13 protein-coding genes and 3 tRNA genes are annotated in these 14,127 nt (G+C 59.1%); 5 read left to right on the forward strand and 11 right to left on the reverse strand.

What is annotated here, in order from left to right; all coding sequences use genetic code 11:
- Nucleotides 1-22 precede the first annotated feature (22 nt).
- Together B9Z43_RS00125 and B9Z43_RS00130 are read right to left on the reverse strand one after the other, a co-directional pair.
- Nucleotides 23-1,036 (reverse strand): LLM class flavin-dependent oxidoreductase, encoded by a 1,014-nt coding sequence (locus B9Z43_RS00125; RefSeq protein WP_199222219.1) that lies wholly within the window; start codon nt 1,034-1,036, stop codon nt 23-25.
- Entirely contained in the window at nt 1,033-2,751 is a 1,719-nt protein-coding gene (locus tag B9Z43_RS00130; RefSeq protein ID WP_108322161.1) for a long-chain fatty acid--CoA ligase, read from the reverse strand. Before B9Z43_RS00130 ends, B9Z43_RS00125 begins: the two co-directional genes overlap by 4 nt.
- Before the next feature lie 203 nt (nt 2,752-2,954).
- Here B9Z43_RS00130 and B9Z43_RS00135 point away from each other — a divergent pair, with 203 nt between their 5' ends.
- Nucleotides 2,955-3,575 (forward strand): response regulator, encoded by a 621-nt coding sequence (locus B9Z43_RS00135; protein WP_108322162.1) that lies wholly within the window; start codon nt 2,955-2,957, stop codon nt 3,573-3,575.
- 89 nt (nt 3,576-3,664) lie between these two features.
- Here the strand turns inward: B9Z43_RS00135 and B9Z43_RS00140 are convergent.
- From B9Z43_RS00140 to folC, 9 genes are all read right to left on the reverse strand, one after another.
- Nucleotides 3,665-3,741 (reverse strand) — tRNA-Asp (locus tag B9Z43_RS00140).
- Nucleotides 3,742-3,790: 49 nt separating this feature from the next.
- Nucleotides 3,791-3,866 (reverse strand) — tRNA-Glu (locus B9Z43_RS00145).
- Nucleotides 3,867-3,904: 38 nt separating this feature from the next.
- Nucleotides 3,905-3,980, reverse strand: a tRNA-Ala gene (locus B9Z43_RS00150).
- A gap of 74 nt (nt 3,981-4,054) precedes the next feature.
- Complete coding sequence (gltX, locus tag B9Z43_RS00155) at nt 4,055-5,467, reverse strand: glutamate--tRNA ligase (RefSeq protein ID WP_108322163.1); 1,413 nt, start codon at nt 5,465-5,467, stop codon at nt 4,055-4,057.
- A gap of 43 nt (nt 5,468-5,510) precedes the next feature.
- Nucleotides 5,511-6,722 carry an O-succinylhomoserine sulfhydrylase gene (locus tag B9Z43_RS00160; RefSeq protein WP_108322164.1) on the reverse strand — a complete coding sequence of 404 codons (1,212 nt, stop codon included), beginning with the start codon at nt 6,720-6,722 and terminating at the stop codon, nt 5,511-5,513.
- A gap of 8 nt (nt 6,723-6,730) precedes the next feature.
- Complete coding sequence (gene purF, locus B9Z43_RS00165) at nt 6,731-8,251, reverse strand: amidophosphoribosyltransferase (protein WP_108322165.1); 1,521 nt, start codon at nt 8,249-8,251, stop codon at nt 6,731-6,733.
- A 38-nt stretch (nt 8,252-8,289) separates the two neighbouring features.
- Nucleotides 8,290-8,784, reverse strand: a complete 495-nt coding sequence (locus B9Z43_RS00170) for a CvpA family protein (RefSeq protein ID WP_108322166.1) — start codon at nt 8,782-8,784, stop codon at nt 8,290-8,292.
- 1 nt (nt 8,785) lies between these two features.
- Nucleotides 8,786-9,568, reverse strand: a complete 783-nt coding sequence (locus B9Z43_RS00175) for an SPOR domain-containing protein (protein WP_108322167.1) — start codon at nt 9,566-9,568, stop codon at nt 8,786-8,788.
- Nucleotides 9,569-9,577: 9 nt separating this feature from the next.
- Complete coding sequence (gene folC, locus B9Z43_RS00180) at nt 9,578-10,867, reverse strand: bifunctional tetrahydrofolate synthase/dihydrofolate synthase (RefSeq protein ID WP_108322168.1); 1,290 nt, start codon at nt 10,865-10,867, stop codon at nt 9,578-9,580.
- Between the two features lie 49 nt (nt 10,868-10,916).
- Here folC and B9Z43_RS00185 point away from each other — a divergent pair, with 49 nt between their 5' ends.
- The 4 genes from B9Z43_RS00185 to argG all read left to right on the forward strand — a co-directional run bounded on the left by B9Z43_RS00185 (nt 10,917) and on the right by argG (nt 13,816).
- A complete protein-coding gene (locus B9Z43_RS00185) occupies nt 10,917-11,261 on the forward strand; it encodes an ArsC family reductase (RefSeq protein ID WP_108322169.1) in 345 nt (114 codons plus the stop codon).
- 99 nt (nt 11,262-11,360) lie between these two features.
- The gene (locus B9Z43_RS00190) at nt 11,361-12,008 is read left to right on the forward strand and encodes a glycine zipper 2TM domain-containing protein (protein WP_108322170.1); all 648 of its coding nucleotides are present in this window, start codon (nt 11,361-11,363) and stop codon (nt 12,006-12,008) included.
- Between the two features lie 127 nt (nt 12,009-12,135).
- A complete protein-coding gene (locus tag B9Z43_RS00195; RefSeq protein WP_108322171.1) occupies nt 12,136-12,453 on the forward strand; it encodes a pyrimidine/purine nucleoside phosphorylase in 318 nt (105 codons plus the stop codon).
- A gap of 22 nt (nt 12,454-12,475) precedes the next feature.
- Entirely contained in the window at nt 12,476-13,816 is a 1,341-nt protein-coding gene (gene argG / locus B9Z43_RS00200; protein ID WP_108322172.1) for an argininosuccinate synthase, read from the forward strand.
- Nucleotides 13,817-14,127: the final 311 nt, after the last annotated feature.

The following is a 14,127-nucleotide window of genomic DNA, read 5'->3' on the forward strand; positions in this document are numbered from 1 at the left end:
CCTTGGGTTAAAAATTCAAAGCTCAGCAGTTTGCCGCAAGGGCAAATTCCTGGGCGAGCAGCTCGTAAGAATGCATTTGGGCTGCAGGGTCATGCGTCCAGGTGATGACGACCAGCTCATCGACCTCCAGCCGCGCCGCCAATTGGCGCAGCTTGCGGCCCACGGTGGCGGCCGAGCCGATCAAGGCCCCTTCGCGCAGGCGTTGCAGCGCGAACGCCTCGGCCGGGCTGTAGTCACGCGCTGCTTCTTCGGGCGGCAACAAAGGCCCAATGCGGCCCAGGTTGCGGTCCATCTTCCAGCGGGCACGGCTCTCGAACAGGCGCAGCGCTTCTTCGTCGGTGTCCGCGGCCAAGGCCCAAACGCACAGAGCAGCAGCGGGCTTGGCCAGACCTGCACTGGGTCGGAAAGTCTCACGGTAAATTTGCAAGGCTTCGTCTGCGCCCTGACCGTCTGTGATGAAGTAAGCAAACGCATAGGGCAGCCCCAGGTGCGCTGCCAACTGAGCGCCGTAATCAGAGCTGCCCAGCATCCAGACCTCGGGCACTGTGTCCGACTGCGGGTAGGCGTAGACGTTGTGCCCCGGATGGCCGGGTGGCAGGTTCTGGCCCTTGACCCAGGCTTGCAGTTCCATCACCTGCTGCGGAAAACGCTCCGAAGCATGCCGGTCGGGGTTGAGCAATTGCGCCGTGCGCCCGTCGCTGCCCGGCGCGCGGCCAACGCCCAGATCGATGCGGCCCGGCGCCAAAGCATCGAGCACACGAAACTGCTCAGCCACCTTGAGCGCCGAATAATGCGGCAGCATCACACCCGCGCTGCCCAATCGGATGCGCTGCGTGCGCGCGGCGATGGCGGCCATCAAGACCTCGGGCGCCGTGCCCACGATGCTGGGGTGGCTGTGGTGCTCGCTCACCCAAAAGCGGTGGTAGCCCCAGGCCTCGGCCTGCTCGGCCAGCGCCAAAGTCTGGCGGATCGTGACGTCTTGCCCGCGCCCAGAGGCGGCCGCGGATTGGTCAAGAATGGAAAGTTTCAAACTCATGTGGTTTTGGTTTCAATGTCCAAAGCGGCCATTTCAGCCTCTTGCAGTGCACGCCACATGACTTTGCCGCTGCCGCTCTTGGGCAGCGCATCGACAAAACTCACCACGCGGGGCATTTTGTAGACCGCCATGTTCTCACGGCACCAGTCGATGATGTCCTGCTCGCTGACTTGGCCCTTGTGGTCTTGCCGCAGCACGACCACGGCTTTGACGGATTCACCGCGGTAGGCATCACGGGTCGAGATGATGCACGCTTCCTGAATGGCCGGATGCCGGAACATCAGCGCCTCAACTTCTGCGGGCCAGACCTTGAAGCCACTGGCATTGATCATCCTTTTGAGGCGATCGGTCATGAAAAAATAGCCTTCTTCATCGATGCGCCCCATGTCCCCCGAGCGGAAGAAACGCAGACCATCGCGCTCAAAAAAAGCGCTTGCGGTCGCGTCCGGACGTTTCCAGTAGCCTTTGAAAACCTGCGGGCCACTGATCACGATCTCGCCGGACTCACCTTGCGGCAACTCGGCCAAAGTCTCTGGGTCTACGATGCGTGACGCCACACTCAAGATCGGAATGCCCAGGCATTGCTTCTTCGGTGCGTCGGGCGGGTTGGTGTGCGAAGGGGCTGCCGTTTCGGTCAAGCCATAGCCTTCGATGTAACGCAAACCAAACTGGTCGAGCAAACGCTGGGCCACCGCTTCGGGCATGGCGGCACCGCCCCCGCCGATGTAAGCCAAACTGCTGAGGTCGTACTTTTGCAAGTTCGGACTGCCCAGCAAATCGATCACCATGGTTGGGATGTTGGTCCAGTGCGTCACACGCCATTTGGAAATCAAGTGCCCCGCAGCATCACGGTCCCAGCGCGGCATGATGACGAGGCTGGCCCCGATAAAGATGCTCGCATGCATGACGCTGACCATGCCCGTGATGTGGAACATGGGCACCACGCAAAGTGTCACGTTTTCAGGCGTACCGTTGCCCCACAAGCCGGAGGCCATGGCGTTGTGCATGATCGTGCCATGGGTGTGCATGCACCCCTTGGGCAAGCCCGTGGTCCCACTGGTATAGGGCAAGATGGCCAAGTCATCGGTGCTGGCCTTCACCGCAGGCAAAGCGACTGCTGGAGCGTCCATCAAAGCCTGCCATGCGTGGGTTTGACCTGCCGACAATGTGGGCAGATCGCGCACCGGCAAGAGCCAGGAATGCCAGGCTGGTGGCAAGTCATCGGCGGTCAAAGTCTCGGGATCAAAGACATCCGAAAACTGCGTCACGACCATGTGCCGCAGTTGTTGATCCGCTGGCAAAGCATTGCTCGCTTGGGCCAGCTCTGGCGCCAGATCTGCCGTGGTCACAGCCACCCGTGCATCGGGGTCTGTGATGTAGTGCTTGAGCTCCTCGGCCTTGTTCATCGGGTTGACAGGCACGACCACCGCGTCCAGCCGCAAGATGGCGAAATGCGTGATCACCAGTTGCGGGCAGTTCTGCATGTTCAGGATGACGCGATCGCCTGCCTGCACCCCCAAGGCACTCAGTGCGCCGGCCATTTTTTCGGCGGCAGCCTGCAGCTGCCGGTACGACCAACTTCTGGCCATGAAAACCAAGGCAGGCTTATCGGGGTATCGCATGGCGCTGATTGCCAAATTCATCCACAGGGACGTGACCGGTGGCGTGATTTTGGCGGGCAGGCGCGCTGGCCAAACGGCATCATGGGCTGGCATTGATGGTCTCCTGATTCTTGTGGCTTGGCCTGCATGTTAATGGGCCACACGCCGCCTACAAGGGTTGGTTTTGTCGCAGGCGGGACCTGAGCGCCCACGAATGCATAGACTCATCCTTGCTCACCTGTTTCAAATTGTTTATTAATAAGTAATTTGGTTTTAAATTAAGTACTATTTCACATTTTTATCACTAAAATAAACATATGCAAACACATCCTACCCAAGACACCATCGAAGACTACTGTGGCACCACCTATGCAGCCAAATTGCTTGGACTGTCCGTTGGGACCATCCAGACACTCGTCGAAAAGAATGAACTGCAAGCTTGGAAAACACAGGGCGGGCACCGGCGAATCTCTATGGCCTCGATCCGGGAATACCAGCGCAAGCACAACATGCTGATGTCGCCGCTCGAAAATCGGGAAGGTCGGCTGAAAGTATTGCTGGTTGAAGATGATGCTGTCACACGCGACATGCTGCGGGACTTTTGCAACAGATGCGAAACACCCGTCGATTGCACGGCCATGTCATCGGGCCTAGAAGCACTGATCGACATGGCCAGCATTCAGCCGGACGTGCTGATCGCCGACTTGAACATGCCCGGTGTTGATGGTTTTGAGCTCTTGCGCACGATACGCCACACACCTCAGTTCAACCGAATGACCTGCTTGGTGATCTCCGCTTTGTCACAAGAGGACATCGCAGCCCGTGGTGGACTGCCTGAAGGTACTGTTTTCATGGCCAAGCCGATCAATATGCAATGGTTCAATGGATTTTTCACAGCGCTGATCGCTGGTCGACATGTAGAACTGCAAACCGCATAAAACCCACATAGCCTGCTTTTCAAATACCGTTGGTATTTGTCATGCAGGCATGAAAAAAGCCGCTACATTTCTGTAGCGGCTTTTTGTTTTGGCGGAGTGGACGGGACTCGAACCCGCGACCCCCGGCGTGACAGGCCGGTATTCTAACCAACTGAACTACCACTCCTGGTAGATAGCTTTGCTTCAACTTTTGTTGAAGCCAAGTGCTACAAACTTGGCGACCCTACGGGGATTCGAACCCCGGTACTCACCGTGAAAGGGTGATGTCCTAGGCCTCTAGACGATAGGGTCATAACCTGGACTGATTCTTGCGAATCTTCTCGACACTTTGGTGGAGGTAAGCGGGATCGAACCGCTGACCTCTTGCATGCCATGCAAGCGCTCTCCCAGCTGAGCTATACCCCCTTCGGTACAACGTTTTGCATTGCTGCTTTTCGTTATGCCTCGTTGGTGTCGAGACTTGAATTATAGACAGGTTTTTAGGCGTTTTGCAAACAGGCGAGAATTTTTTCGCGTTTATTCAAAGAAAGTACAGCATCCAAAGAAGGTGTCTGTGCAGTGCCCATCACCAGAACCCGCACAGGCATGGCGATCTGGGGCATTTTGAGGCCCGTTGCCGTCAAGACTTCCTTGATCGCAGCAGAGATCGAGGCCTTGTCCCAAGCGCAGACCGCCAGCTTTTCAGACAACAAGGCCAGCGCAGGTTTGACCGCCTCGGTCACATGCTGGGCTTTTTCTTCGGGGTTGGACACCACATCAGTATAGAAGGCGCTGACCCACTTGGCCAAGACCACCAAGGTGTCGCAACGGTCTTTGAACAAACCACAAATGGCGGTCAGGCGTTCATCGGCTGTCACACCGAGCTTGACCAAGAAGGGTTGAACTTTGACTGACAGCGCGGCATCGTCCATGGCTTTGAGGTGTTGGGCATTGACCCACGCCAGCTTGGCCGCGTCCCACTGCGCGGGGCTCTTGGACAAATGCGTGCCGTCGAACCACTGCACCATCTGATCGAGACTGAACAACTCATCGTCGCCATGGCTCCAGCCCAGGCGGGCCAGGTAATTGTTCATGGCTTCAGGCAGGTAACCGGCTTCATCGTAGTTGGACACCGCCACCGCGCCACGGCGCTTGGACAGTTTCTGGCCATCATCGCCCAGGATGACGGGCAGATGGCCAAACTGCGGCAGCCCAGCGCCCAATGCGCGGTACATATTGATCTGCCAAGGCGTGTTGTTGATGTGCTCGTCGCCACGGAACACATGGCTGATGGCCATGTCCCAATCGTCGATCACCACCGCAAAGTTGTAGGTGGGCACACCCAAGGTGCCCTCTGGCGCACCCTCTTCAGGCGCACGCTGGATGATCAGGTCATCGATCTCGGTGTTGCTGATGCTGATGGGGCCTTTGACCAGGTCATCCCAAGTCACCACGCCGTCCACCGGGTTGGCAAAACGGATCACCGGCTTGACGCCCGCAGGAATGGGCGGCAAGACCTTGCCCGGCGCGGGACGCCAGGTGCGGTCATACAAGCGCTTTTCGCCACGCGCTTCCTGAGCAGCTTTCACGGCCTCCAGGTCTTCGGGCGTGCAGTAGCAACGGTAAGCTGTACCTGCGGCCAGCATTTGGTCAATCACCGCCTGATAACGCGCCAAGCGCTGCATTTGGTAAATCGGGCCTTCGTCGTAGTTCAGGCCCAGCCAGTGCATGGACTCCAGAATCTGGTCCACCGAATCCTGCGTGGAACGGGCCACATCGGTGTCTTCGATGCGCAGCACAAACTCACCACCGTGGTGGCGGGCGTAGGCCCAGGAATACAAAGCGGTGCGGGCAGTGCCCAAATGCAGAAACCCCGTGGGTGACGGGGCGATGCGTGTGCGGATTTTCGTCATGGTTTCAACTCAAAAAGGGCCCCAACGGGGCCCTGAATCAACATCAAAGGGTTTCGAGTCCTCGGGCCAGATCGGCTTGCATGTCGGCCAGATGCTCCAGCCCCACCGCCACGCGGATCAGGCCTTGTGTGATGCCCGCCGCTTGGCGCTGGTCTTCGCTGAGCTTGCCGTGCGATGTGCTGGCCGGGTGCGTGAGCAAGGTCTTGGTGTCGCCCAGATTGGTACACAGCGACAGCGTTTTCAAACTGTCGAGCACATGGAACGCACGGGCGCGGGCCGTTTGCGGGTCGCCCGCTTTCACGTCAAAGGACAGAACAGCACCGCCCATGTTCGACATCTGCTGCATCGACAAAGCATATTGAGGGTGACTTTCCAGCCCGGGGTAATACACACGCGCTACAGCAGGATGGTTTTGCAACCACAGGGCCATCTCGTGCGCACGGGCGCTTTGTGCCCGCATGCGGATGTCCAGTGTCTCCAAGCCTTTGAGCACCACCCAAGCATTGAAGGGCGACAGCACCATGCCGCCGTTTTTCATCACGGGCAAAAACTTTTCCTTGACCATCTTGTCGCTCGCGCACAAAGCACCGGCCATCACACGGCCTTGGCCATCGAGGTACTTGGTGCCCGAGTGCATGACGATGTCGGCGCCCATGGCGATGGGTCGCTGCAAGATGGGCGTGGCAAAACAGTTGTCCACGGCCAGCAAGGCCCCTGCGTTGTGCGCCAGATCGGCCAAGGCGGCAATGTCGCAGACCTCGGTCAATGGGTTGGTCGGCGTCTCGGCAAAGAGGATTTTGGTGTTGGGGCGGATCGCGGCTTTCCAGGCGGCCAAATCGGTCTGCGGCACGGTGGTCGACTCCACGCCAAAGCGCGCGAACTCGGAGCCGATCAACTTGATGGTCGAGCCGAACATCGACTGCGAATAGACCACGTGGTCGCCCGATTTGAGCAAGCTGAACAGCATCAGCATCACGGCCGACATGCCCGACGAAGTGGCCAAACAGGCCTCACTGCCCTCGAGCGCCGCCAGACGCATCTCAAAACTGCTGACCGTCGGGTTGCCCGAGCGACCATAGGTGTAGCCATCTTCTTCGCCCGCAAATCGACGTGCCGAGGCTTCAGCCGAAGGCTGCACATAGCCGCTGGTCAGGTACAAGGCTTCGGAATTTTCGCCGTATTGGCTGGGCGGCACGGCGGCACGCACCGCCAGGGTTTCAAGATGCAAATCGTCAAATTGCGAACGGTCAACCATGTTTCACCTCATTCACTGGCATTGGGCAAAGCCAGACGCGAATTGTCTTCAGCACCCTCTTGCGCCTGCGGGCGGGATTGGTTCAAGCGGCTGATGTCATCGGCCGAGATATCGCCCGTCACATAAACGCCGTCAAAGCACGATGCGTCGAACGCGGACAAAGCACCCGCGCCCACACCTGACACACGGGCCTGCGCCACCGCCGTTTTCATGGCGTCAACGTCCTGATAAATCAGCGCATCGCAACCAATGATCTGGCGAATTTCTTCGATGCTGCGGCCATGGGCCACCAACTCTTCTGCCGTGGGCATGTCGATCCCGTAGACGTTGGGGTAACGCACAGGTGGCGCAGCGCTGGCCATGTAAACCTTGTTGGCGCCAGCGTCTCGCGCCATTTGCACGATCTCGCGGCTGGTGGTGCCGCGCACGATGGAGTCGTCCACCAGCAGCACGTTGCGGCCCTTGAATTCGCTCACGATCACGTTGAGCTTTTGGCGCACTGACTTCTTGCGCACCGACTGGCCCGGCATGATGAAGGTGCGGCCCACATAACGGTTTTTCACAAAACCCTCGCGGTAAGGGATGCCCAGCAAATGCGCCAATTGCGTGGCGCTGGGGCGGCTGGACTCAGGGATCGGGATCACCACATCGATGTCGCTTGGGGGCACTGTCGAGATCACGCGCTTGGCCAGGGTTTCGCCCAAATTCAAACGGGCCTGGTAGACCGAGATGCCGTCCATGGTCGAATCAGGACGGGCCAGGTACACGTATTCAAAAATGCAGGGGCTCAGCTGCGCTTTGTCTGCGCACATCTGGCTGTGCAACTGACCTTGCAGGTCCACAAATATGGCTTCACCCGGCGCCACATCGCGCTCGAACTGGTGCATCGTGCCGTCCAAAGCGACCGACTCACTGGCCAGCATGATGGTGCCATCCGCACTGCGGCCCATGCACAGCGGGCGAATGCCGTGCGGATCGCGAAAAGCCAGCAAACCATGCCCGGCGATCAAAGCGATCACGGCATAAGAGCCTTTGACGCGGCGGTTCACGCCACGCACGGCTTCAAACACGTCCTGAGGTTTGAGCGACAAACCACGGGTGGTTTTTTCCAGCTCGTGCGCCAGCACGTTGAGCAAAACCTCGGAGTCGCTCTCGGTGTTGATGTGGCGGTGGTCGTTGGAGAACAACTCGGCCTTCAAGGCATGGGCGTTGGTCAGGTTGCCGTTGTGCACCAACACCAAGCCAAACGGGGCGTTCACATAAAAAGGCTGCGCTTCTTCTTCGCTGAAGGCATTGCCTGCTGTCGGGTAACGCACCTGGCCCAAACCGCAGTTGCCAGGCAGCGCACGCATATTGCGGGTACGGAACACATCACGCACCATGCCTTTGGCCTTGTGCATGAAGAACTTGCGATCGAGTTGCGTGACGATGCCAGCCGCATCCTGACCACGGTGCTGCAAGAGCAACAAGGCGTCATAAATCAGCTGATTGACCGGTGCGCTGCTTGCAACGCCAACAATTCCACACATAGCTATTTCCGTTATAAATTTAATCGACCCGACTCAAATCAGGGTAAAAACTTCGCCATGGCTTCGGGCATCAGGGGCTTGAGGCCCTGGATCGTCATGTCCAGCCAAACCGGCCCTTTAGCGCTTTGCCACCAATCACCAGATGACAAGCCGGTCAGCTGCAACACCACCGTGAGTGCCAGCAAAAGAACAACGCCACGGGCCAGGCCAAACATGCCCCCCAAGGCACGGTCTACAGGCCGCAGACCCACCGATTCAATGACTTTCTTGATCAGCCACGACAGCAAAGCCGAGACAAACAAACTGCCCACAAAGACGACCGCGTAACCTGCTGCATATTGGACAGAGGGTGCCGCGTTTTGTACAAAAGGAATCCAGGCTACCGCGTCTGTCGCCAGCCACTGCGCCAAAAAGAAGGCGGCCACCCAACCGGCCAACGACAGCACTTCATAAACCAGGCCACGCCACATCCCCACCAACATGGAGGCGAACAAGACCCCCAGCAATGCCCAATCGGTGATGTCTATCGTCATCTCAAAGCTTCAAGATGGCCGCAGACAAGTCAAGTTTGCGTATGCGCACGGCAGCTTTGTCCGCGTCATCACGGCTGTCATAGGGGCCCACACGGACACGCGTTGTGGTCTTTCCGTCTTTGCCATCGACCACCTGGGTGTAGGTCTTAAAGCCACCCTTTTCTAACTTTTGACGGACTTCGCGCAACTTGGCAGCATCGCTGAAAGCGCCCACCTGAATGATCAAACGCTCAGCAGTGGCTGACTTGCCTTCCAGCAGAGCCTTGGCCTTGTCGCCATCGTCTTTGGATTTACTTTTGGATTTCGCCTCGGCATCGGTTTTGTCAGACTTGGCCACTGCTGCCTCGGTCTTTTCTTTGGGCTTGTCCGCTTGTTTTTCTTTGGGCTTTTCAGTCGGCTCTGATTTGACGACAGGCGCCACCACAGGTGCCGAAGGGGGTTCCACCTGTTCGCTGGGGTCCAAGCCTGCCTGAGTCGACAAGGTCTCAGGCGCAATCTTCCAGGGCTTGGCAGGCATTTGACTTGCCGTCACAGGCGCTGGTGCCGTCAGAGGCGCAACAGCCTGGCGATCCGGGATCACGATGGGCGTGTCCACAGCCACGGGGCGAGGCTGCGTGTCAAACACCAACGGAAAACCCACCACCGCGATCAAGACCAACACCACAGCACCGATCAAGCGGTAACGCGCACGTCGACGCACGACTTCGATGTTTTCATTGGGACCCGACGCAAGGGCTTCGGCAGAAGCGTTGCGACCAGGAAAACGGAACTTGAAAAAGGCCATGACAGGTGCTCAGGAGCTGAGGTGTTTGGCTTGCAGGCGCGGGATGCCGTTTTGCAGCACGCCGCCCACGGTGTAGAACGAGCCAAAGACAACGATTCTATCAGTCGGGCTTGCGGCTTCGATGGCCGCTTGCAGGGCGGACATCGGGTCCGGATGTACGCTCGACGCCACATCCTTGCGGGTGTTTTGTGCGGTCCAAGCCTTCTGCAAATCGACCGCTTTGGCCGCCCTGGGAACGGGCAAATCGGTGAAATACCAGCGATCGATCAAGGGATTGACCCGCTGCAGCATGGGCAGCAAGTCCTTGTCGGCCATGGCACCCAGCACCGCATGGGTGGTAGGGTAAAAGCCCATGGCATCCAGGTTCGCAGCCAAAGCCGCCACCGAATGCGGGTTGTGCGCCACATCCAAGACCAATACCGGCTCGCCCGGGATGATCTGAAAGCGCCCCGGCAACTCGACCATGGCCAAACCATTGCGCACCGCCTGCGCCGTCACCGGGATGCGGGGGCGCAAAGCGTCCAGCGCCGCCAACACACCCGAAGCATTGAGCAACTGGTTGGCGCCCCGCAAGGCGGGATAGGCCATCCCGGCATAGCGGCGACCCCGCCCTGCCCAGGCCCATTGCTGCTTGTCGCCCGAAAAATTGAAGTCCTGGCCGAATCGCCAAATGTCTGCACCGATGGCTGCGGCATGGTCGACCACGCTTTGCGGTGGCACCGGGTCGCTCACGATGACAGGACGGCCGGCGCGCATGATGCCGGCTTTTTCAAAGCCGATGCTTTCGCGGTCCTTGCCCAAAATGGCAGTGTGGTCGATGTCGATGCTGGTGATCACGGCGCAGTCGGCGTCGATGATGTTGACGGCATCCAGACGGCCACCCAAACCCACCTCCAAAATGGCCACATCCAGATTCGACTGGGCCATCAGGTGCAAGATGGCCAGGGTGCTGAATTCGAAATAGGTCAGACTCACATCGCCACGGACCGCCTCGACGGCGGCAAAAGCCTGGGCAAACTGCTCGGCACTGGCCGACTCGCCATGCAGACGGCAGCGCTCTTCAAAATGCACCAGGTGCGGCGAGGTGTACACCCCCGTGCGGTAACCCGCCTCCAACAAGATGGCTTCCAGCATGGCGCAGGTCGACCCTTTGCCATTGGTGCCGGCCACGGTGATGACGGGGCAGTCAAAGCGCAAAGCCATGCGCTCGGCCACGGTTTTCACACGGTCCAGGCCCATGTCGATGGCCACCGGGTGTAGTTGCTCGCACCAGTCGAGCCATTCCTGTAGAGTCTTCATAGGCGGCGATTGTCGCCCATCCCGACACTTTCACCGGCCCACATCCCCCATGAACCTCATTGTTTACGGTATTCCGAACTGCGACAGCGTCAAGAAAGCCCGCACCTGGCTGAGCGACCAAGGCATGAACCCCACATTCCACGATTTCAAGAAACAAGGCGTGCCCGCCGATGCACTCGACGCCTGGATGGCCGCTTGCGGCTGGGAAACGGTGCTCAACCGCAAAGGCACCACCTGGCGCAAGCTCGACGCCGCCGTGCAGGCCAGCGTGACCGATGCCGCCAGCGCCAAAGCCGTGATGCTGGAGCACGCCAGCACCATCAAGCGGCCGGTGATCGCCTGGCCTTCGGGTCAGATCACCGTCGGGTTCACGCCCGAACAATGGCCCGCCTGATGCGCTCACTGACGCTGACACAACTTTACTTGTCAGCAACGCACAGGCACCCCGTCCCCCGCTAAACTCGCCAGCAGTCATTTGACGGAGCGATACACCATGAAAACATTGGCAACCACCCTTTTGCTGGCCACAGCCAGCCTGGCCCAAGCCCAGGAAATCGGCCAGGTGATTTCACGTGAAGCGGTCTACCAACAGATCGCTGTGCCTCGTCAAACCTGCAGCCAGATGCCCGTGGCAGTTCAAAACCCCACATCTGGCGGCGGGGCCCTGATGGGCGCGATTGCTGGCGGCGCCGTCGGCAGCCAGATCGGCGGCGGCTCGGGCCAAGCCTTGGCCACCATGATCGGCGTTGTGGGTGGCTCCATCATGGGCGACCGCATTGAAAACCCCGGCACCCAAGTGCAAAACCAAACCACTTGCACCACCCAAAACATCATGGAAACCCGTTTGGTCGGCTACAACGTGGTCTATGAATACGCAGGCAAGCAACACAGCGTGCAACTGCCGCAAGACCCCGGCCCGACGATTCAATTGCAAGTCACCCCTGTGGCCGTTGCCCAGGCTGTCTCCCCTGCACCGGTCGTGATCAGCCAACCTCAAACCGTGGTGACACAGCCCTCGGTGGTTTACGTGCCCGCGCCCGTCTACCGCAGCTACCCGCCCATTTACACCAACCTCAATTTCGGCTGGGGCTGGCGAAGCGGTTTCCATGGCGGTGGTCACCGCCACGGTCACTGGCGTTGAGTCACCCGCATCCAGCGGTCACCACATCTGACCTAAAATCACGGGTTGATCGTTTGACCCGCCAAACAGGGGCCGCATCAGGCCCCTGTTTCATTTGCAGACCCATTCGCTTTACCCGACACACACCATGACCACCGAAAAAATCGACGGCGTCTCCGTCAACACCCAAGCCAATGTTTACTTTGACGGCAAATGCGTCAGCCACGGCCTGACCCTGGCCGACGGCACCAAGCTGTCGGTGGGCGTGATCCTGCCCGCTACGCTGACCTTCAACACCGGCGCCCCTGAAATCATGGAATGCGTGGGCGGCTCTTGCGAATACAAGCTCGACGGCAGCACCGAATGGCTCAAGTCCAGCGCGGGCCAAGAGTTCAGCATCCCCGGCAACTCCAAGTTCGAGATCCGTGTGACCGAGCCTTACCACTACATTTGCCACTTCGGTTGATCCGAGTTCTGATCGGAATCCCATGAGCACCATCTTGCAAAACCTGCCCAAAGGGCAAAAAGTCGGTATCGCCTTCTCGGGCGGCCTGGACACCTCTGCTGCACTGCTGTGGATGAAGCAAAAGGGCGCCCTGCCCTACGCCTACACCGCCAACCTGGGCCAGCCTGACGAAGCCGACTACAACGAGATTCCCCGCAAAGCGATGGAATACGGCGCAGAAAAAGCCCGCCTGGTCGACTGCCGCACCCAGCTGGCGCACGAAGGCATTGCCGCCATCCAGTGCGGCGCTTTCCACATCTCCACCGGTGGCATCACCTACTTCAACACCACGCCTCTTGGCCGCGCCGTGACCGGCACCATGCTGGTGGCCGCCATGAAGGAAGACGACGTCAACATCTGGGGCGACGGCAGCACCTTCAAGGGCAACGACATCGAGCGCTTTTACCGCTACGGACTGCTCACCAACCCGAGCCTGAAGATCTACAAGCCCTGGCTCGACCAGCTGTTCATCGACGAGCTGGGTGGCCGCGCCGAAATGAGCGCCTTCATGACCGCCAACGGCTTTGGCTACAAGATGAGCGCCGAAAAGGCCTACTCCACCGACAGCAACATGCTGGGCGCCACCCACGAAGCCAAGGACCTGGAAAGCCTGCAAAGCGGCATGAAGATCGTCAACCCCATCATGGGCGTGGCGTTCTGGAAGCCCGAAGTCGACGTCAAGGCCGAAGAAGTGAGCGTGCGCTTTGAAGAAGGCATGCCCGTGGCCCTTAACGGGGTGGAATACGCCGACCCGGTCGAGCTCTTCCTCAAAGCCAACGAAATCGGCGGCCGCCACGGCTTGGGCATGAGCGACCAGATCGAAAACCGCATCATCGAAGCCAAGAGCCGCGGCATTTACGAAGCCCCCGGCATGGCGCTGCTGCACATCGCTTACGAGCGCTTGGTCACCGGCATCCACAACGAAGACACCATCGAGCAGTACCGCATCAACGGCCTGCGTTTGGGCCGTTTGCTGTACCAAGGCCGCTGGTTCGACCCGCAGTCCATCATGCTGCGCGAAACCGCCCAGCGCTGGGTGGCCCGCGCCGTGACCGGCACCGTGACGCTGGAACTGCGCCGTGGCAACGACTACTCGATCCTGAACACCGACAGCCCCAACCTGACCTACGCGCCAGAACGTTTGTCGATGGAAAAGGTGGAAGACGCGCCATTCAGCCCGCTCGACCGCATCGGTCAGTTGACCATGCGCAACCTGGACATCGTGGACACCCGCGCCAAGCTGGGCATCTACGCGCACGCAGGCTTGTTGTCGGTGGGCGAAGGTCCGCACATCTACAAGCTGGATGGCAGCGGCAAGAAGTGATCTTTTGTCACTCCAAATGAAAAACGGCCTTCGGGCCGTTTTTTGTTGTCTTGTCTTGTTTGGTTTTGTTGTTTTTTCCGCCTTGTCGCGGGCGCCTGCCGGCTCGCCTCATAACTCGCTTCGCTCGCCAAATCGGCGTATCCGGCAGGCGCCCGCACCAAGGCTGCGACCGTTGAAATCGGAGGAAGTTTTTGACTAAGCAACAACGTAGCAGAGGGTTTTGGCCTGAGCGGATCAGCCGATTTGGCGAGCGAAGCGAGTTATGAGGCTGACCGCTCAGGCCAAAACCCGGTGCGGAACAAAACCACGAA

This window comes from Limnohabitans sp. MMS-10A-192 (genome assembly GCF_003063335.1).
Classification (GTDB): Bacteria; Pseudomonadota; Gammaproteobacteria; order Burkholderiales; family Burkholderiaceae_C; genus Limnohabitans_A.